General features: G+C 72.5%; 12 protein-coding genes. 3 read left to right on the forward strand and 9 right to left on the reverse strand.

Annotated elements, in window-relative coordinates; genetic code table 11:
- From ACFYST_RS19345 to coaE, 3 genes are all read right to left on the reverse strand, one after another.
- Positions 1-1,314 (reverse strand): MFS transporter, encoded by a 1,314-nt coding sequence (locus ACFYST_RS19345; RefSeq protein ID WP_387863864.1) that lies wholly within the window; start codon positions 1,312-1,314, stop codon positions 1-3.
- Between the two features lie 266 nt (positions 1,315-1,580).
- Positions 1,581-3,674 (reverse strand): MMPL family transporter, encoded by a 2,094-nt coding sequence (locus ACFYST_RS19350; protein WP_387863867.1) that lies wholly within the window; start codon positions 3,672-3,674, stop codon positions 1,581-1,583.
- A gap of 111 nt (positions 3,675-3,785) precedes the next feature.
- Positions 3,786-4,382 carry a dephospho-CoA kinase gene (gene coaE / locus ACFYST_RS19355; protein WP_387645741.1) on the reverse strand — a complete coding sequence of 199 codons (597 nt, stop codon included), beginning with the start codon at positions 4,380-4,382 and terminating at the stop codon, positions 3,786-3,788.
- A gap of 197 nt (positions 4,383-4,579) precedes the next feature.
- On the opposite strand from coaE, the gene ACFYST_RS19360 reads away from it, so the two are divergent.
- Positions 4,580-5,458 (forward strand): alkaline phosphatase family protein, encoded by an 879-nt coding sequence (locus ACFYST_RS19360; RefSeq protein ID WP_387645744.1) that lies wholly within the window; start codon positions 4,580-4,582, stop codon positions 5,456-5,458.
- A 4-nt stretch (positions 5,459-5,462) separates the two neighbouring features.
- Here ACFYST_RS19360 and ACFYST_RS19365 read toward each other — a convergent pair whose 3' ends face one another.
- The 3 genes from ACFYST_RS19365 to rpsA all read right to left on the reverse strand — a co-directional run bounded on the left by ACFYST_RS19365 (position 5,463) and on the right by rpsA (position 10,810).
- Positions 5,463-6,107: an MBL fold metallo-hydrolase gene (locus ACFYST_RS19365; protein ID WP_387645747.1), complete on the reverse strand. Its 645-nt coding sequence runs from the start codon at positions 6,105-6,107 to the stop codon at positions 5,463-5,465.
- A gap of 55 nt (positions 6,108-6,162) precedes the next feature.
- Positions 6,163-8,268 (reverse strand): MMPL family transporter, encoded by a 2,106-nt coding sequence (locus ACFYST_RS19370; protein ID WP_387863869.1) that lies wholly within the window; start codon positions 8,266-8,268, stop codon positions 6,163-6,165.
- A 1,051-nt stretch (positions 8,269-9,319) separates the two neighbouring features.
- On the reverse strand, positions 9,320-10,810 hold the full coding sequence (gene rpsA / locus ACFYST_RS19375) for a 30S ribosomal protein S1 (protein ID WP_043913368.1): 1,491 nt from the start codon (positions 10,808-10,810) through the stop codon (positions 9,320-9,322).
- A 411-nt stretch (positions 10,811-11,221) separates the two neighbouring features.
- Here rpsA and ACFYST_RS19380 point away from each other — a divergent pair, with 411 nt between their 5' ends.
- A complete protein-coding gene (locus tag ACFYST_RS19380; RefSeq protein WP_387863871.1) occupies positions 11,222-12,145 on the forward strand; it encodes a class I SAM-dependent methyltransferase in 924 nt (307 codons plus the stop codon).
- A 2-nt stretch (positions 12,146-12,147) separates the two neighbouring features.
- Positions 12,148-14,646, forward strand: coding sequence for an ATP-dependent helicase HrpB (hrpB, locus tag ACFYST_RS19385; protein ID WP_387863874.1), 2,499 nt, complete (start codon positions 12,148-12,150; stop codon positions 14,644-14,646).
- Here hrpB and ACFYST_RS19390 read toward each other — a convergent pair whose 3' ends face one another.
- The 3 genes from ACFYST_RS19390 to polA are packed head-to-tail and all read right to left on the reverse strand — an operon-like array spanning position 14,647 to position 18,791.
- Positions 14,647-15,240 (reverse strand): GNAT family N-acetyltransferase, encoded by a 594-nt coding sequence (locus tag ACFYST_RS19390; protein WP_387863877.1) that lies wholly within the window; start codon positions 15,238-15,240, stop codon positions 14,647-14,649.
- Positions 15,241-15,298: 58 nt separating this feature from the next.
- Positions 15,299-16,069 carry a GNAT family N-acetyltransferase gene (locus ACFYST_RS19395; RefSeq protein ID WP_387863880.1) on the reverse strand — a complete coding sequence of 257 codons (771 nt, stop codon included), beginning with the start codon at positions 16,067-16,069 and terminating at the stop codon, positions 15,299-15,301.
- Positions 16,070-16,109: 40 nt separating this feature from the next.
- Positions 16,110-18,791, reverse strand: coding sequence for a DNA polymerase I (polA, locus tag ACFYST_RS19400; protein ID WP_387863974.1), 2,682 nt, complete (start codon positions 18,789-18,791; stop codon positions 16,110-16,112).
- Positions 18,792-18,951 lie beyond the last annotated feature (160 nt).

The following is an 18,951-nucleotide window of genomic DNA, read 5'->3' on the forward strand; positions in this document are numbered from 1 at the left end:
TCATTGAACATCGGCACCGGGCCGGCCGGGGCCGGTGAGGGCGTCCGAGGGGTGCGGGTCGAGAGCGGGCGACTTCCTCGGCTTCTTGGGCATGGACCGGTACACCGGGACGGCGAGCACAGCCATGCCGACGCCGTAGAGCAGGAAGGTGGCGGGGGTTCCGAGTCGGCTCTGGACGAGGGCTCCGAGCGCCGCTCCGGCGGGCATGGCGCCCATGATGATCGTGCGATAGGCCCCGCCGACGGCGCCTCGGATCTCGGGCGGTGTAAGTCGTTGGCGCAGCGAGACGGTGACGACTCCCCACATGCCTCCCAGGCAGCTGCCCGCAGTCATGGTGGCCCAGAGCCAGGGGCCGTGGAACAGCACGGGTGCGACGAACATCAGGCCCCAGCCGATGCGTGAGGCACACAGCACCGGGGCGCTGCCCAGTCGCTGTTCGGCGCGGTGCGCGGTCAGGGAGCCGAGCGCCGTGCCGACTCCGACGCAGCTGAGGAGTAGTCCGTAGCCGGCGTCGCTGAGGTGGAGCGGCCCGGAGGTGGCGTACACCACGAGCAGGGCGAGGAAGGAGGTGTTCGCGAGCGTGGTCAGCGCGCCCGTGAAGGTGATCATCCGTATGGTCCGGTGGCGGAGCACGAAGGCGAGGCCGGTCCAGATCCTCGTGGGCTCTTCCTCGCGCGCCGGGACGCGTCCGACGTCCTTGGGCAGCAGGGCCAGTTGGAGCATCGAGCCGAGGTAGCCCGCTGCGGCACCCAGGAACGTCAGGGGCATGGCGATGGCGGTCAGCCAGCCGGCAAGGGGTGGGGCGATGAACTGGCTGGTCACCCGCATGGAGGTGTTGAGCCGGCCGTTGGCCTTGGTGAGAGCGTCCGGCGCGACGATGGTGGGGAGCACGGTTTCGCTGCTGGTGTTGAACACCGTCTCGGCGACGCCGACGAGGAACGCCAGCACCAGCAGCACGGGCAGCGACAGGACGTGGCAGGCCGCGGCGACACCGACCACGGCGATGAGCAGGGCGCGGGCCCCGTCGGCGGCGACCATCGACACCTTGCGGCTGGTCCTGTCCGCCAGCACACCGGCGGGAACTCCGAAGATCAGCCACGGCAGTGTCATCACCACCATCACCAGGGAGGACGCGCCGCCGGAATGCGTGAGTCGGGCCGCCACGAGAAGCAGCCCCATCTGGAAAACACCGTCGGCCGTGTTGGCCAGGACGGACGCGCCCAGGACCGCACGGAACGGCTCCGGCGCAAACCGCCTCCGGTGGGCGGAGAGCCGCTCGGCGCTCTCACCCGCACTCACGATCTTGTGTGGCATGCGCCGACCGTAGCGGTGCCGAACAGCCGGTTGACCACCGCTGAGAGCCGGATCACAACCCGAACGACCATGAACCACTGGGCACCACGGAGGCCGAACAGGTCCTGCGGCGCTTCACCCGCGGCGCCCCCAAGCCGATGTCTCACCCGTCCGACCGGCGGCAGTTGGCGAAGGCCGGCGAAAAGGCCAGCTCAACGCTCAACACGGGTGTCTCATGAGATATCGAAACGGTGGGGGACGTCGCCAAATGACGCCGGACCGGCGCCCTACCGACCGGCCTCGACCGTCGGAGGCTGCCCGTGCGAGAGCCAGCCCGGCCACCACATGTGGTGGGTGAGGTCGGCGGTGAGGGCGGTGACCAGGACGGAGCGGACGACCAGGGTGTCGAGGAGGACGCCGAGGGCTACGGCGAAGCCGATTTCGGCGAAGCCGACCAGGGGGAGGGTGCCGAGGACGGCGAAGGTGGCGGCGAGGATGAGGCCGGCGGAGGTGATGACGCCGCCGGTGGCGGCCAGGCCGGCGACGGCGCCGCGGCGGGTGCCGAGGTGGGCGGATTCCTCGCGGACGCGGGTCATCAGGAAGATGTTGTAGTCGATGCCGAGGGCCACCAGGAAGACGAAGACGAAGAGCGGGAACGCCGGGTCCTGGGCCTCGAAGTGGAAGACGTGCTCGAAGAAGAACGCGCTGATGCCGAGCGCCGCCGCGTACGAGAGGACCACGGTGGCGATCAGGATCAGCGGCGCCACCACGGCGCGCAGCAGGGCGGCGAGGATCACCAGGACCACGGCCAGCACCAGCGGAATGATCACCCGGTTGTCGCGGCTGGCGGCTCGTCCGGCGTCGAGGATCACCGCGGTGGATCCGCCGACCTGTGCGTTCGCCCCGGGTACGGCGTGCACGGCCGCCCGGACGCGGTCGACGGTGGCGCGGGCGGCGGCGCTGTCGGGTGGGTCGGTGAGTGTCGCCTGGAAGAACGCCTCGCCGCCGCGCACGTCGGCCGGGCCGATCCCGGCGATGCCGGGGGTGCTCGCGGTGGCCTGCCGGACGGCTTCCAGTGGCGGCCCGGCGTTGCTGATCACCGACAGCGGCGCGCCCGTCCCGCCGGGGAAGTGCGCGGCCAGGACCTGTTGGCCGGTGACGGAGTCGGGTGTGCCGGTGAACGATCCGGCGGCGCTCAGGCCGGTCGCGTTCAGCGAGGTCAGCCCGGCGGTGCAGGCGGCCAGGGCGAGCGCGGTGCCGATCCACACCTTGCGGGGGCGGCCGGCGATCCAGGCGCCGATGCGTGCCCAGCGTCCGGTCTTCGTCGGTTCGGGTGTGCCGTAGCCCGGGCGGACCGGCCAGAACACCCAGCGTCCGAAGGCGACCAGCAGCGCGGGCAGCAGGGTGAGCATGGCCAGCAGGGCGACGACCACGCCGATCGCGCAGACCGGGCCGAGGCCTCTGGTGGAGTTCATCTCGGCGACCAGCAGGCAGAGCATGGACGCGACGACGGTCGCCGAGCTGGCCAGGATGGCCGGCCCGGCCCGGCGCAGGGCGGCGGCCATCGCCTCGTGCCGGTCCTGGTGGCGTCTGAGTTCCTCCCGGTAGCGGGCGGTCAGCAGCAGCGCGTAGTCGGTGCCCGCGCCGAGCACCAGCACGATCAGGATGCCGGCGCTCTGCCCGTTGACGACCAGCCCGGCGTGCTTGGCCAGCAGGTAGATGACGGCCTCGGCCACCATCAGCGCCGCCCCGGCGGACAGCAGCGGAAGCAGCCACAGCACGGGGCTGCGGTAGGTGAGCAGCAGCAGCACGATCACCACGCCGACCGTCGCGAACAGCAGCGTGCTGTCGATGCCGGAGAACACCTTCGCCTGGTCGGCGGCGATCCCGCCGGGGCCGGTGACGTGGGTGACCAGCCCGGCGGGCGCGCCGGCGGCGGCGGTGGCGCGCAAGCTGTCCACGGCCGGCTTGAGGTTGTTCCACCCGGTGGTGCCGACCGCGACGGGCACCACGGTCTGCATCGCCTGCCCGTCCGCGGAGACGATCGGCCCGACCACCGGCGCGACCACGTGGGGCGCGGTGGTGAAGCTCTCGGCGTCGCGCATCGCCTTGGCGTGGTCCTCGGCGGTGATGCCGCTCGGCCGCTGGTACACCACCACGGCCTGGGCGGTCTCGACGGGCTGGAACCGGCGCTGCGCGTCCAGCACCCGGGTCGACTCGGCGTTCGCGGGCAGCCAGCTGGACGCCTGGTTGTCCTCGGCGCCCGTCAGCTTCCCGGCCAGCGGCACGGCGGCCACCAGCAGCACCAGCCACAGCGCCAGCACCACCCACTTCCGACGCCGCCCGCACGGCAGCGCGGACCATCTCGTGCCGGAACTCATCGCGACCGGCCCCCAGTCGACGACCCCGGGCGGGGCCGTCCGCGCCGCCCTCCTCGTCCCAGCATCGGGCCGGGGCCGCCCGCCCGCCCGTCATGGGCCCAAAAGCCCAGGTCAGGCGCTACGCTGCTCCAGTTGCCGCCACAGTTCGCGGACGCGGGTGGTGAGGCCGTCGAGGTCGCCGCTGTTGTCGAGGACGAGGTCGGCGACGGCGAGCCGGTCCTCGCGGGTGGCCTGGGCGGCCATCCGGGCGCGGGCCTCGTCCTCGGGCATGCCGCGCAGGGCGGTGAGGCGGCGCAGGCGTTCGGCGTCGGGGACGTCGATGACCACGACCAGGTCGTACAGCGGGGCGAGGCCGTTCTCGGCGAGCAGCGGCACGTCGTGCACGACGATCGCGTCCGGCCCGGCGGCGGCCTCCAGTTCAGCGGAGCGGGCCCGCACCAGCGGGTGCACGATGGCGTTCAGCGCGGCCAGCCGGGCGGGGTCGGCGAAGACGATCCGGCCGAGCGCGGGGCGGTCGAGCGAGCCGTCGGGCAGCAGCACCCCGGGGCCGAACTCGGCGGCCACGGCGGCCAGTCCGGGTGTTCCGGGGGCGACCACCTCGCGGGCGATCACGTCCGAGTCGACGATCACCGCGCCCAGCGCGGCCAGTTGGCGGGAGACCTCGCTCTTGCCCGCGCCGATGCCGCCCGTCAGTCCGATCCTCAGCATGCCGTCAGGTTACCGGCCCGTACGAGGGCGCCGGTCGCAGCCCCGGCAGAACGAACGCCGAGCGAAATCCGCGGGAACTCTCCGACCGCCTCCCCAAGGGGCGTCCGGGAAAAGTTGTCCATACAGCTCCACTGGCCCGATCCGGCCGCTAGGGTTCCGAACACCCGCACCACCCTCGAACGATCGGAGCACCACCCGTGTCCAGCAACTGGCCCGCCGGCCCGCGCCGGGTCCTGGTCGTCGGCATCGACGGCGTCCGTCTCGACCTGCTGCCCGAGCTGCACACCCCGCACCTGGACGCGGTCGCCGCCGCCGGCTTCCTCGGCACCGTCGAGGTGGACGACGCCACCCCGACCATGTCCGGACCGTGCTGGGCGACCATCGCCACCGGCGTCGGCGTCGCCAAGCACGGCGTGCTCGGCAACCACTTCGGCGGCCACCGGCTCGACGTGTTCCCGGACTTCACCACCCGCCTGGCCAAGCAGCACCGCCGCCGCACCTTCGCGGTCGGCGGCTGGGAGCCGCTGTTCCTGGCCCGCGACGGCGGCCCGCTGTTCAACGCGCCCGGCCGGCTCTCGTACATCGCGCCGCTGGAGGACACCCCGGAGGCGTGGGAGGTCTGCGACGAACGAGTCACCGCCGAGGCCGAGTACGTGCTGGCCCGCTCCGACGACGACCCGCAGGCGTCCTTCGTCTACCTCGGCGCGGTCGACGAGACGGCGCATTTCCGCGGCTGCGGTGAGGACTACCGCCGCTCGATCGAGGCCGCCGACGTCCGCCTCGGCCGCCTGCTGGCCGCCCTGCGCGAGCGCTCCACGTACGCCGCCGAGGAGTGGACGGTGATCGTGGTCACCGACCACGGCCACGTGGACGCGGGCGGCCACGGCGGCCGCAGCGAACTGGAGCGCACCGCGTGGATCGCCGCGTTCGGCCCCGGCATCACCCCGGGCGCGCCGGTCGGCCCGCTGCACCACACCGACGTCGCGGCGCACGTGTACGCGGCACTGGAGATCGTCCCCGACTCGCACTGGACGCTCGACGGCCGCCCGTTCACGGCCGCCGCGCCCGTGCACTGACCGGTCAGGCCAGCTCGACCGACTCGCCGACGTCGAGGGTCCGGTACACCACGCCGCCGGTGCCGGGCCCCTGCGGGCCGAGCAGCCGCCCGTGGACGGCCCGCCCGGCCTGGCTGAGCGTCTCCTCGTGGATCGCCACCGCCTGCCGGGGCCGGGCATCGCGCAGGTAGTCGACCAGCTCGCCGACCCGCAGCCACGGCGCGCCGAGCGGCAGCAGCAGGGTGTCGACGGTGTCCGGCGGGACGGTCAGCGCGTCGCCCGGGTGGAACACCCGGCCGCCGAGCAGGAAGCCGATGTTCGGGATCCGCTCGATGTCCGGGTGAATCTCCGCGTGCCACTCGCCGTGCACCGTCACCGGCAGCCCGTCCAGCTCGAACGCGTCGCCTTCGCCGACCACTGTCACGTGCATCCCGATGCCCTCGAGCTGCCGGGCCACCGAGCGGTTGCTGTACACCCGCAGCCCCGGGTTGGCCTCGACGGCGGCCCGGACCTGCGGCTCGGTGAAGTGGTCGGCGTGCTCATGGGTGATCAGCAGTGCGCTCACGTCCCGCACCGCCTCGGGGCCGGTGAACATGCCGGGATCGATCAGCACCGCCCCTTCCGCATGGTCGATCCGGACGCAGGCATGGCCGAACTTCGTCAGTCGCATACCGCCAGATTAGGGCGCACCCACCAGTGCGGGCTGCTCGGCGGTGCGCGGCAGCCTAGGACGCAGGCACCAGCGCGGGCTGCTCGGCGGTGCGCGGTGCGGGCAGCGCTGCCGGGCGCAGCGGCGGCAGTTCGACGTGCTCGCTGAGGCCGATGATCCGGTGCAGGCGGCGCAGCGGGGCGGGCGCCCACCAGTTGAGCCGGCCGAACAGCGACATGGTCGCGGGCACCAGCAGGGTGCGCACCAGGGTGGCGTCCACGGCGACGGCGACGGCGAGCGCGATGCCCATCTGCTTGACCATCAGCATCTGTCCGGCGGCGAATCCGGCGAACACGATCACCATCAGCAGCCCGGCCGAGGTGATGATCCGACCACTTCGCTGGAGTCCCAGCTCCACCGACCGCAGACAGCCGTGGCCCTGGTCGTGCAGCTCCTTGATCCGGGACAGCAGGAACACCTCGTAGTCCATCGACAGCCCGAACGCGAAGGCGAACACCAGCACCGGAATCATCGTCTCCAGGCCGCCGGTCGGAGTGAACCCGAGCAGCCCGCTGAAGTACCCGTGCTGGAACACCAGCGTCAGCGCCCCGAGCGAGGCGCCCAGCGACAGCACGTTCATCAGCAGCGCCTTGACCGGCAGCACCACCGACCCGGTCATCATGAACAGCAGCACCAGCGTCCCTGCCGCGACCAGGCCCACCGCCCACGGCCCGCGCGAGCCGATCTCGTGCTGGAAGTCCACCAGCGACGCCGCGTCCCCCGTCACGTACGTCTCCAGGCCGCCCCGGTGGTCGCGCAGCTCACCGACCACCCGCTTGGCCTCCGCGCCCTGCGGGTCGCCCTTCACCAGCACGTCCACGGTCTGCACCCCGTCCGAGACGGGGGTGACGGCCCGCACCCCCGACACGCCCGGCAGCGCCGCCACCACGGTGTCCGCGTAGTGCTGCGCCTGCTGCGGCGTGCCCTCGACGACCACCTGCACAGGGGCCGGGGCCTGCGCCGGGAAACGTTCCTGCACGGCCTCGGCGACCTGCCGGGACGCGAAACTCTTCGGCAGAACGTCGGCGCCCGAGTTGCGGAAGTGCGAACCCAGGAACGGCGCCCCCGCCGCGAGCAGCAGCGCCACGCACGCCAGCATCACCGGCACCGCCCGCCGCTGCACCCGGCGCACCGTCCGGGAGAAGAACCCCTCGTCCGGGACGGGCGCGCTCGGCGCCTTGATCCGCCGCCCCATGAAACCCAGCAGCGCCGGAATCAGCGTCAGCGCCGCCGCCACCGCGATCACCACCACGCTCACCCCCGCCGCCGCGACCGCCCGGAACACCGGACTGGTGAACACGAACAAGCCGCTCAGCGCCACCGCCACCGTCAGCCCCGAGAACGCCACCGTCCGGCCGGCCGTCGCCGACGTCCGCTCCACCGCCTGCGCGATCGTCGCGCCCAGGCCGCGCTCCTCTCGGAAACGGCTCACCATCAGCAACGCGTAGTCGATCGAAAGACCCAGCCCCAGCACCGTCGCGATCGGCAGCACGCTGGTGTCGATCTCCATGATCCGGCTGAACCCGAACATCGCCAGCAGCGCCCCGCCCACCGAAGCCACCGCCCCGATCCCCGGCAACCCCGCCGCGGCCAGCCCGCCGAACACCAGCACCATCACGATCAGGGTGAGCGGCAGCGTCACGATCTCCCCGAACCGGGTGTCCTTCGCGGTCTGGTCCTTCACCTCCTGCTGCAGCACCAGATCGCCGCCCACCACGGTGTGCGCCCCGTCCGCGGTGATCCGCTCCAGCCGGTCGGTCACGGCGCCGATCTGCTTGGCGCTCGCTCCGTCCGCCATCCGTACGTTCACCAGCGACGCCCGGCCGTCGTCAGCCGTCAACTGCCCCTGCGTCGAATACGTGTCCGCCACCGAGAGCACCCCCGGGAGCTTCGCCACCTCCGCACTCGCCTGCTGGACGGCACCCTTGACGCCTTCGCCACCCACCTGCGGCCCGCCCACCACCGCCGTCACGGTGCCCTGCACCGGATCCGCCGCCTGCACGACCGCAACCCCACGAGCCGACTCCGACCCGCCACTCCCCGTCCCCGCCACCGACCCCTCGAACACCCGCCCGCCGATCAGCACCCCCGCCACCAGCACCAGCGCCCACACCCCCAACACCCAACGCCGGTGCCGGAAACACACTCGCCCAAGCCCCGCCAACCGGCCGGATACCTGGGAAACCTCGACCTCTGCTGCGGTGGAGCGAGAGCTGCGCATGCGGGGAGCCTTTCGGACAAGTCACCTCAATGTATGCGTGACTTCCCGAACGTCCTATAGCCGGACGATGAGCCGCATCTCACAATTCCCTTCACATAAACGCCACTTAAGCTCCCCCACTCCCACCCACCTGCCCAAGCACCCACCAGCAGAGGACACGCCGCGCGAGGCAGGCCGGGACGGGAACGCTGGGCGGCAGGGGAACGCTGCACGCGGCAGGCCCTGGTGAAACGGGGACGCTGCACGGCAGGCCACGGCGCGACCGCAGCGGGCCGGGACGGGACGGGGGCGCTGCGCGAAGCTGGCCGGGGCCGGTCGGGAGCGCGGGTACCCGGCACTGCCCGAGCGACCGGGCGGGGCCGCGCAGCCGGGCATACCCACCCACCAGCGGAGGGACACGCTGCGCGAGGCAGGCCGGGACGGGAGCGCTGGGCGGCACGCCCGTGGCGGGACCGCAGCGGGCCGGGACGGAAGCGTCGCGCGAGGCAGGCCGGGGCCGGTCGGGAGCGTGGGGGCCGGCGCTGCGCGAGCAACCGGGCACCCGGGCGACCGGTACAGCCACCGGCCACCCACCCGCCCGAGCACCCACCAGCGGAGGACACGCCGCGCGAGGCAGGCCGGGACGGGGGCATGCGCGCACCGGGCCCCGGCACCGTGCACCGCGCCGCGATCCGCCCTCCCCCGCGCGCAGCGCACCCTTCGCCGGCGGGTGCCCGGGCGGGTGGGCGGGCACAGCCGCGCGCAGCGCATCGGCACCGTGCACCGCGCCGCGATCCGCCCTCCCCCGCGCGCAGCGCACCCTTCGCCGGCGGGCACCCGGGCGGGTGGGCGGGCACAGCCGCGCGCAGCGCATCACCCTCCGCCGGCGGGTGGGCGCAAAAGCAGGAACCCCCCACCCAGGACAAGCCTGGACAGGGGGTTCCTGTTGCGTCAGCTACTCAGCGAGAGCGATTCAGCTCTGGCCGCCGGCCAGCTTCTCGCGCAGAGCGGCCAGGGCCTCGTCGGACGCCAGCGCGCCCGAGCCCTCGTCGCTGCTGGAGGAGTACGAGCCGCCACCGGAAACCGGGGCCTCCTCGCCGGCCTCGGCGGCGGCAGCCGCGTCGGCCTCGCGGGACTTGATGACCTGGGCCTGGTGCTGCTCGAAGCGGGCCTGGGCCTCGGCGTACTGCCGCTCCCACTCCTCGCGCTGCTTCTCGAAGCCGGGCAGCCAGTCGTTCGCCTCGGGGTCGAAGCCCTCCGGGTAGATGTAGTTGCCCTGGTCGTCGTACGAGGCAGCCATGCCGTACAGGGTCGGGTCGAACTCGACCGACGCCGGGTCGGCACCGAGGGACTCGTTGGCCTGCTTCAGCGAGAGGCTGATGCGACGACGCTCGAGGTCGATGTCGATGACCTTGACGAAGATCTCGTCGCCGACCTGGACGACCTGCTCCGGGATCTCGACGTGGCGCTCGGCCAGCTCGGAGATGTGGACCAGGCCCTCGATGCCCTCGTCCACGCGGACGAACGCACCGAACGGAACCAGCTTGGTGACCTTACCCGGCACGACCTGGGAGATCTGGTGCGTGCGGGCGAACTGCTGCCACGGGTCCTCCTGGGTCGCCTTCAGCGACAGGGAGACACGCTCGCGGTCCATGTCAACGTCGAGAACCTCGACGGTGACCTCCTGGCCGACCTCGACAACCTCGTTCGGGTGGTCGATGTGCTTCCAGGACAGCTCGGAGACGTGAACCAGACCGTCGACGCCGCCGAGGTCCACGAACGCACCGAAGTTGACGATCGAGGAAACGACGCCGGAGCGGACCTGGCCCTTCTGCAGGGTGGTGAGGAACGTCTGGCGAACCTCGCTCTGGGTCTGCTCGAGCCAGGCACGGCGGGACAGGACCACGTTGTTGCGGTTCTTGTCCAGCTCGATGATCTTCGCCTCGAGCTCCTTGCCCACGTAGGGCTGGAGGTCGCGGACGCGACGCATCTCGACCAGCGAGGCCGGGAGGAAGCCGCGGAGGCCGATGTCGAGGATGAGACCACCCTTGACGACCTCGATGACGGTACCGGTGACGATGCCGTCCTCTTCCTTGATCTTCTCGATCGTGCCCCAGGCGCGCTCGTACTGCGCACGCTTCTTGGACAGGATCAGGCGACCCTCCTTGTCCTCCTTCTGGAGAACCAGGGCCTCGATGTTGTCGCCAACCGCGACAACCTCGTGGGGGTCGACGTCGTGCTTGATCGAGAGCTCGCGGGACGGGATGACACCCTCGGTCTTGTAACCGATGTCGAGGAGCACCTCGTCACGGTCGACCTTCACGATGACGCCCTCAACGATGTCGCCGTCGTTGAAGTACTTGATGGTCTCGTCGATGGCGGCGAGGAAGGCCTCGGCGTCGCCGATGTCGTTGACCGCAACCTGCGGGGTGGTGCTGACAGAGGTGTCGGTGGGGCTCGTCATTAGGAAAAGGGCTCCGGTACGGACATGAAGTCGTAGTAATGCCACGCGGAGGGCCCTGATCGCTCCCACCGAAAGCCGTACAGGCCAGAAAACGGCCACCGAAACGATTCCTGCGATCGGAATCCCGATGTCCGTCTGACGACCGTTGGGGTCTTCGACAGATGCGAGCGCGACCTGCTCCGTCCGAGGCGCGCAGGCCCGCAGCGCAACTTGTAGCATACGGGGACACCCGGACACGGTCAATGCCGAAGTCGGCGAGACCGGTAGAGGCCGGGACGGATCAGGCCATATCCTCCGAAGGCGCACCTCGCGGCGGCTCGAACACCGGCCCTACCCCGGATGCCACAGCCCGACCCGGCCCAGCAAAGGACCGGCTCCGCGGCAGTGGCGCTTCCGCGATCCATAGCCTACGTGACGGATTCCATGAACCACTCCACCACCCCCGGTCCCATCGAGCCCAGCGACTACGACCCTGCCGGGTACGACGTCCCGAGCGCCTACCACGTCGAGTCCGATCAGGAGGACGACGGCGACGAGGCGCTGCGCCGGGAGGTCGGTGAGGTGGAGTCGAGCCGGGCGAGTCGGCACTGGTGGGACCGGAACGCGGACGACTACCAGGACGAGCACGGGGAGTTCCTGGGGGACGACCGGTTCACCTGGTGTCCGGAGGGGGTGGACGAGGCCGAGGTGCGGTTGCTCGGTGAGCCGGCCGCGCTGAAGGATGCGGACATCCTGGAGATCGGTTCGGGGGCCGCGCAGTGTTCGCGCTGGCTGGCGGCGCAGGGGGCCCGGCCGGTGGCGCTGGACATCTCGTACCGGCAGTTGCAGCACTCTCGGCGGATCGACCTGGGCCGCGGCCTGGAGCCGGTCGCGGTGGTGCAGGCGGACGGCGCGGCGCTGCCGTTCGCGGACGGCTCGTTCGACCACGCGTGTTCGGCGTACGGCGCGGTGCCGTTCAGCGCGGACACCGAGCGGCTGATGCGCGAGGTGCACCGGGTGCTGCGGCCGGGCGGGCGGTGGGTGTTCTCGGTGACGCACCCGATCCGCTGGGCGTTCCCGGACGAGCCCGGGGAGGAGGGCCTGACGGCGTCGTCCTCGTACTTCGACCGGACGCCGTACGTGGAGCAGGACGAGCAGGGTGTGGCGACGTACGTCGAGCACCACCGGACGCTGGGCGACCGGGTGCGGGAGCTGGTGGGGGCCGGGTTCGTGCTGCTCGACCTGATCGAGCCGGAGTGGCCGGAGGAGCTGGAGCAGGAGTGGGGCGGCTGGAGTCCGCTGCGCGGTCAGCACATCCCCGGGACGGCGATCTTCGTCGCCCGCCGGGACGGCTGACGGTGCGCACCGGGGGGCTCGAACTGCCGGTCCGCACCGCGCTGCCCGCGCTGGCCGAGGCGCTGGAGGAGTACGGCGCGGCGGTGCTGTCCGCGCCGCCGGGCACCGGCAAGACCACCCTGGTGCCGCTCGCGCTGGCGGGGCTGCTGGACGCTTTCCCGGGCCCGCCGCGCCGGGTGCTGGTCGCGGAGCCGCGCCGCCTGGCGGTGCGGGCCGCGGCGCGGCGGATGGCCTGGCTGCTGGGCGAGCAGATCGGCGGCCGGGTCGGGTTCACGGTGCGCGGCGAGCGCCGGGTCGGCCCGGACACCCGGGTCGAGGTGGTCACCACCGGCGTCCTGCTGCAGCGGCTGCAGCGCGACCCGGAGCTGCCGGGCGTGGACGTGGTGGTGCTCGACGAGTGCCACGAGCGGCACCTGGACGCGGACACCGCGCTGGCGTTCCTGCTGGACGTCCGGGCGGCGCTCCGCCCGGAGCTGCGGCTGCTGCTGGCCTCGGCCACCGCCGACACCGACGCCTGGGCCGAACTGCTGGACGGCGCGCCGGTGGTGGCCGCCGAGGGTGTCTCGCACCCGGTGGAGACGGTGTGGGCGCCGCCGCCCGGCACCGTCCGCCCGCCGCACGGGACGAAGGTCGATCCGGTGCTGCTCGCGCACGTCGCGGCGACGGTCCGCCGGGCGCTCGCCGAGCGCGACGGGGACGTGCTGTGCTTCCTGCCGGGCGTGGGCGAAATCGCCCGGGTGGCGGGGCAGTTGGACGGCGTCGAGGTGCTGCAGCTGCACGGGCAGGCGCCGCAGGCGGTGCAGGACGCGGCGCTGGCGGCCGGTCAGCGGCGGCGGGTGGTGCTGGCCACCTCGGTCGCCGAGTCCTCGCTGACGGTGCCGGGCGTGCGGGTGGTGGTCGACTCCGGGCTGACCCGTGAGCCGCGCACCGACCACGCCCGCGGTCTGTCCGGGCTGGTCACCGTCCGCACCTCGCTGGCCGCCGCCCGGCAGCGGGCCGGCCGGGCCGGGCGCGAGGCCCCCGGCACGGTGTACCGGTGCTGGGCGGAGGTGGAGGACGCCCGCGCCGCGCGCTTCCCGACGCCGGAGATCGCGCTCGCCGACCTGACCTCGTTCGCCCTGCAGGCCGCCTGCTGGGGCGACCCGGACGCCACCGGCCTCACCCTCCCCGATCCGCCGCCCGCCGGGGCGATGGCCGCCGCCCGCACCACCCTGCGCGCGCTGGACGCGGTGGACGCCGACGGCCGCCCCACCGACCGCGGCCGGGCGATCGCCCGCACCGGCCTGCACCCCCGGCTGGCCCGCGCGCTGCTCGACGGCGCCGCAGCCGTCGGCCCGCGGCGCGCCGCCGAGCTGGTCGCACTGCTGTCCGAGGAACCGCCGCGCGCCCTCGGCGACGACCTGGCCCACATCTGGCGCACCGTCAAGCAGAGCAACGACCCGTACGCACGCCGGTGGAAGGACGAGACCCGGCGGCTGGAACAGCAGGTCGACGGGCCGTCGGGCGGGCTCCCCGACGCCGCGGCCGTCGGGCTGGTGGTCGGCCTGGCGTACCCGGAACGGATCGCCCGGGCCCGGGAGGGCGGCGAGGGCGCGTACCTGATGGCCTCCGGGACGGCGGCCCAGGTACAGGCCGGATCGCGGCTGCCGGCCGGCGGGTGGCTGGCGATCGCGGTGGCCGACCGGCCCGCCGGGTCGCCGTCGGCGCGGGTGCTGCGGGCGGTGGCGATCGACGAGGCGACGGCCCGCCGGGCGGGCGGTCCGCTGCTGGACGGGCGGGAGGAGGTCGGCTGGTCGGCCCGGCAGCGGGAGGTGACGGCCCGCCGGGTGGAGACCCTCGGCGCGATCGAACTCGCCGCGGTGCCGCTGACAGCGCCCGACCCGGCGCTGGTGCGCGACGCGCTGCTGGAGGGCCTCGCCCGCGAGGGCGTCTCCGCCCTGCTGAACTGGCCGCCGGCCGCGGCCGGGCTGCGCGAGCGGCTGGCGTTCCTGCACCGCACCCTCGGCGGGGTGTGGCCGGACGTGAGTGACGCGGCGCTGCTGGTCGCCGCCGAGCAGTGGCTGGAGCCGGAACTGTCCCGGGCCCGGCGACGCGCCGACCTGGAGCGGATCGACACCGCCGCCGCGCTGCAACGCCTGCTGCCGTGGGCGAGCGGCCAGGCCGGCCGGCTGGACGAGCTGGCCCCCGAGCGGATCACCGTGCCCACCGGCAGCCGGATCCGGGTCGACTACTCGGGCGACCGCCCCGTCCTCGCCGTCAAGCTCCAGGAGCTGTTCGGCTGGGACGCCGCCCCCGCCCTCGCCGACGGCCGCGCCCCGCTCACCGTCCACCTGCTCTCCCCCGCGGGCCGGCCGGCCGCCGTCACCGGCGACCTGGCCGCGTTCTGGCGCGAGGGCTACCGCGCCGTCCGCGCCGACCTGCGCGGCCGCTACCCCCGCCACCCCTGGCCGGAGGACCCGACCACCGCCGAACCCACCCGCCGGGCCAACCCACGCAAGTGACTACAGCCAGTTCTCCGCGAGGACGGCCATGTCGATGTCGTCGATCCACTCGTCGCCGTACCGCAGGACCTGCCGGCGGACGCCCTCGACCTTGAACCCGGCCTTCTCGTAGGCCCGTTGGCCGCGCCCGTTGAAGGCGTAGACGCCCAGCGAGACCCGGTTCAGGCCGAGGGCGCGGATGGCGTGGTCGGTGGCCATCCGGACGGCCTCGGTGCCGAATCCCCGGTCGCGGCCGTCGGGGCCGATGCAGATCCGGAGGTTGCAGGAGCGGTTGGGTTCGCTCCACTCGTTGAGGACGACCTCGCCGACGCCGCGGCCGGTCGACTTGTCGACGATGATCAGGTCGAGGCGGTCGGTCTGCGTGTTGCGGGTGGAGTACCACGCGACGATGCGCTTCTCCATCACCTCGTCCCACTCCGGCGCGACGGGGGTGTACTCGCTCGAGGTGTACTTGAGCACCTCCGGGTCGTTGAGCATGACGCGCAGCCAGGGAAGGTCCTCCTCGGCCTTGACCGGCCGGAGAACGATCCGCTCCCCCTCCAGCGTCGGCTTGTCGGCGAACGTGGCGGCGGGCGCGGGAAGTTGATCAGTCATTCGGCCAGTCTCCGAGGACCGGCCGACCGACCGCAATCGGATTATTCGGGCGGCCGGATCAGATCGCGTGCCATATCCGATGGTCCGTGTCCTCCGGGAAGTCGTTGGTGAGTGTCACAGCGATCGGACCGTACTGCGTATCGATGCGCCAGTTCTCGAATTGGTCGAGCTCCGTCATGACGTAGCGCCGCAGGTAGTCGCGGAGCCGGGTCCACTCGGCGGCGGTGAGCCTGAGCTCGGGGTCGCCTGTGCGCTCGGGCTCGGGACCGGACGGCAGTTCGTGGCCCCAGTCCTCCGCGAGGACCGCCATGTCGATGACGTTTGCCCACCGATCGCCGTACCGCACGGCCTTCCGCCGGACGCCCTCGACTCTGAACCCGGCCTGCTGGCAGGCGCTTTGGATGCTGTGGCCGGGGATGCGGACCGAGAGCGAGACCCGGCGGAGGCCGAGGACGCGGAAGGCGTGGTCGGTGAGCAGGCGGAGGGCCTCGGTCTCGAAGCCGCGGTCGCGGCCGTCGGGGGCGACGGCGATGCGGAGGGTGCAGGAGTTGTTGGGTTCGTCCCACTGGTCGAGGACGATCTCGCCGACGCCGCGATCGGTGGACCGGTCGACAACGATCAGGTCGAGCCGGTCGGCCTGCCTGTTGCGGCTGTGGTACCACCACTTGACGGTGCGGCGCTCCGTCGCCCTGGCCCGTTCGGGGGCCTTCGGGTCGTCGAGCGTGGTACGGAGCGCGGAAAGGTCCTCCTGCGGCCGGACGGGACGCAGGAGGACCTTCTCGCCCACCAGGGTGGGCCTGTCGGCGAAGGGGGCGCGGGATTCGGTCACCGGGCCAGTCTCGGGACCGGCCGGGCCGCGCCGCAAGGGATCAGTGGGCGGCGGCCTCCCAGTTGGCGCCGATGCCGACCGAGACGTCGAGCGGGGCGCGCAGCGGGTAGGCGGCGGCCATCTGTTCGCGGACCAGGGCTTCGACCTGTTCGCGCTCGCCGGGGGCGAGTTCGAGGACGATTTCGTCGTGGACCTGGAGCAGCATGCGGGACTTCAGGTCGGCGGCGCGGAGGGCTTCGTCGACGCGGAGCATGGCGATCTTGACGATGTCGGCGGCGGAGCCCTGGATGGGGGCGTTGAGGGCCATGCGTTCGGCCATCTCGCGGCGCTGGCGGTTGTCGCTGGTGAGGTCGGGCAGGTAGCGGCGGCGGCCGAGCAGGGTCTCGGTGTAGCCGACGGCGCGGGCCTCCTCGACGACGTTCTGCAGGTAGTCGCGGACGCCGCCGAAGCGCTCGAAGTAGGTGTCCATCAGGCCCTGGGCCTCGCCGGGCTTGATGCCGAGCTGCTGGGACAGGCCGTACGCGGACAGGCCGTAGGCGAGGCCGTACGACATGGCCTTGATCTTGCGGCGCATCTCGGCGTCGACGGAGTCGGGGCAGACCGCGAAGACCTGGGAGGCGACGGTGGTGTGCAGGTCCTCGCCGGAGGCGAAGGCCTCGATCAGGGCCTCGTCCTCGGACAGGTGCGCCATGATGCGCAGTTCGATCTGCGAGTAGTCGGCGGTGAGCAGCGACTCGTAGCCCTCGCCGACCACGAAGGCGCGGCGGATGGCGCGGCCCTCCTCGGTGCGGACGGGGATGTTCTGCAGGTTCGGGTCCTGGGAGGAGAGCCGGCCGGTGGCGGCGACCATCTGGTTGAAGGTGGTGTGGATGCGGCCCTGCGGCGAGACGGTCTTGAGCAGGCCCTCGACGGTGGTGCGCAGCTTGGCCTGGTCGCGGTGGCGGAGCAGGATGACCGGGAGTTCGTTGTCGGTCTGGGTGGCGAGCCAGGTGAGGGCGTCGGCGTCGGTGGTGTAGCCGGTCTTGATCTTCTTGGTCTTGGGCAGGTTGAGGTCGCCGAACAGGATTTCCTGGAGCTGCTTGGGCGAGCCGAGGTTGAACTCGCGGCCGGCGGCGGCGTGTGCCTCTTCGACGCAGCGCTGGATCTCGGCGGCGAACTGGGCTTCCAGGCCCTGCAGCCAGGCGCGGTCGGCGGCGATGCCGTAGCGCTCCATCCGGGCGAGGAGTTCGGCGATGGGCAGTTCCATGTCGTGGAACAGCTTGTCGGCGCCGACCTCGGTGAGCCGGGTGTCGAAGAGTTCGGCGAGGTCGTGGATGGCGCGGGCCTCGGTCATCAGGGCCTGGGCGCCGGCGGTGGGGTCGGGCTCGTCGGCGTCGAAGCTGAGCTGGCCGGTCTCGGCCTGGGCGGCGGGGGCGAGCGAGCGGGCCAGGTACTCCTCGGCGAGGACGTCGAGGGTGAAGGTGCGGCGGCCGGGCTTCTCCAGGTAGGCGGCGAGCGCGGTGTCGGCGCTGACGCCGGCGAACTGCCAGCCCTGTTCGGCGAAGGCGCGGATGACCTGCTTGGCGATGTGCAGGGCCTTGGGGCGCTCGGGGTCGGCGAGCCAGGCGGTGAACGCCCGGTCGTCGTTCTCGTCGAGCGTGGCGGGGTCGAACCAGGCGGCGGCGGTGCCGGTGGCGAGCGCGACCTGCTTGACCTCGCCTGCGCCGAGGGCCCACGCGTAGTCGGCGGCGAGCGCGGTGCGTTCGCCCTTGCCGGTGTGCTCCTCCAGCCAGGCGGTGAGCGCGCCGGGTTCGGTGAGCAGGTCGCCCTCGACGGCGGGGCCGGTGGGGATCTCGGCGGCGGCGCTCTCGGCGCCGGCCGGGTCGATGCCGTGCACCCGGTCGCGGAAGTTGGGGTTGCGGAACTCCAACGCCTCCATCAGCCGGGCGATTTCCTCCCGGTCGAACGGCGTGCGCTCCAACTGCGGGACGGCGAGCGGGAGTTCGACGTCCCGGACGAGCTCGGTGAGGACCCGGTTGCGCTTGACGGAGTCGAGGTGCTCGCGGAGCTTCTCGCCGATCTTGCCCTTGACCTCGTCGGCCCGGTTGACCAACTCCTCGAAGGAGCCGAACTGGTTGACCCACTTCGCGGCGGTCTTCTCGCCGACGCCGGGGATGCCGGGCAGGTTGTCGGACGGGTCGCCGCGCAGCGCCGCGAGGTCCGGGTACTGGTCGGGGCGCACGCCGTACTTCTCGGCGACCTTCTCGGGGGTGTAGCGCGTCAACTCGGAGACGCCCTTGGTCGGGTAGAGCACGGTGACGTGCTCGTTGACCAGCTGCAGCGAATCCCGGTCGCCGGTGACGATGAGCACCTCGAAGCCCTCGGCCGCGGCGGCGGTGGCCAGGGTGGCGATGATGTCGTCGGCCTCGAAGCCCTCGGCGGTGAGCCGGGGGATCCGCATCGCGTCGAGGAGTTCGCCGATCAGCGGGATCTGGCTGCGGAACTCGTCGGGCGTCTTGGCGCGGTTGGCCTTGTACTCGGGGAACTCGGCGGCGCGGAAGGTCTGCCGGGAGAGGTCGAAGGCGACCGCGAGGTGGGTGGGTGCCTCGTCGCGCACGGTGTTGACCAGCATCGAGGTGAAGCCGTACACCGCGTTGGTGTGCTGGCCGGTGGTGGTGGAGAAGTTCTCCACCGGCAGGGCGAAGAAGGCCCGGTAGGCCATCGAATGCCCGTCCAGCAGCATCAGCCGGGGCCGTTCGGCCGCACTCTTGCCTGCACCCTGTGTCGCCACGTCACGTCCTGTTCCTGCCGGATTGCACTGCCTCCACGATCCTATGGCCCGTGGCCGACATCTCCCGGCGCGGCGCGGAGCACCTCCCTACTGGCGGGTAGACAGTCGTACG

It is taken from the genome of Kitasatospora sp. NPDC004614 (genome assembly GCF_042873675.1).
Classification (GTDB): Bacteria; Actinomycetota; Actinomycetes; order Streptomycetales; family Streptomycetaceae; genus Kitasatospora.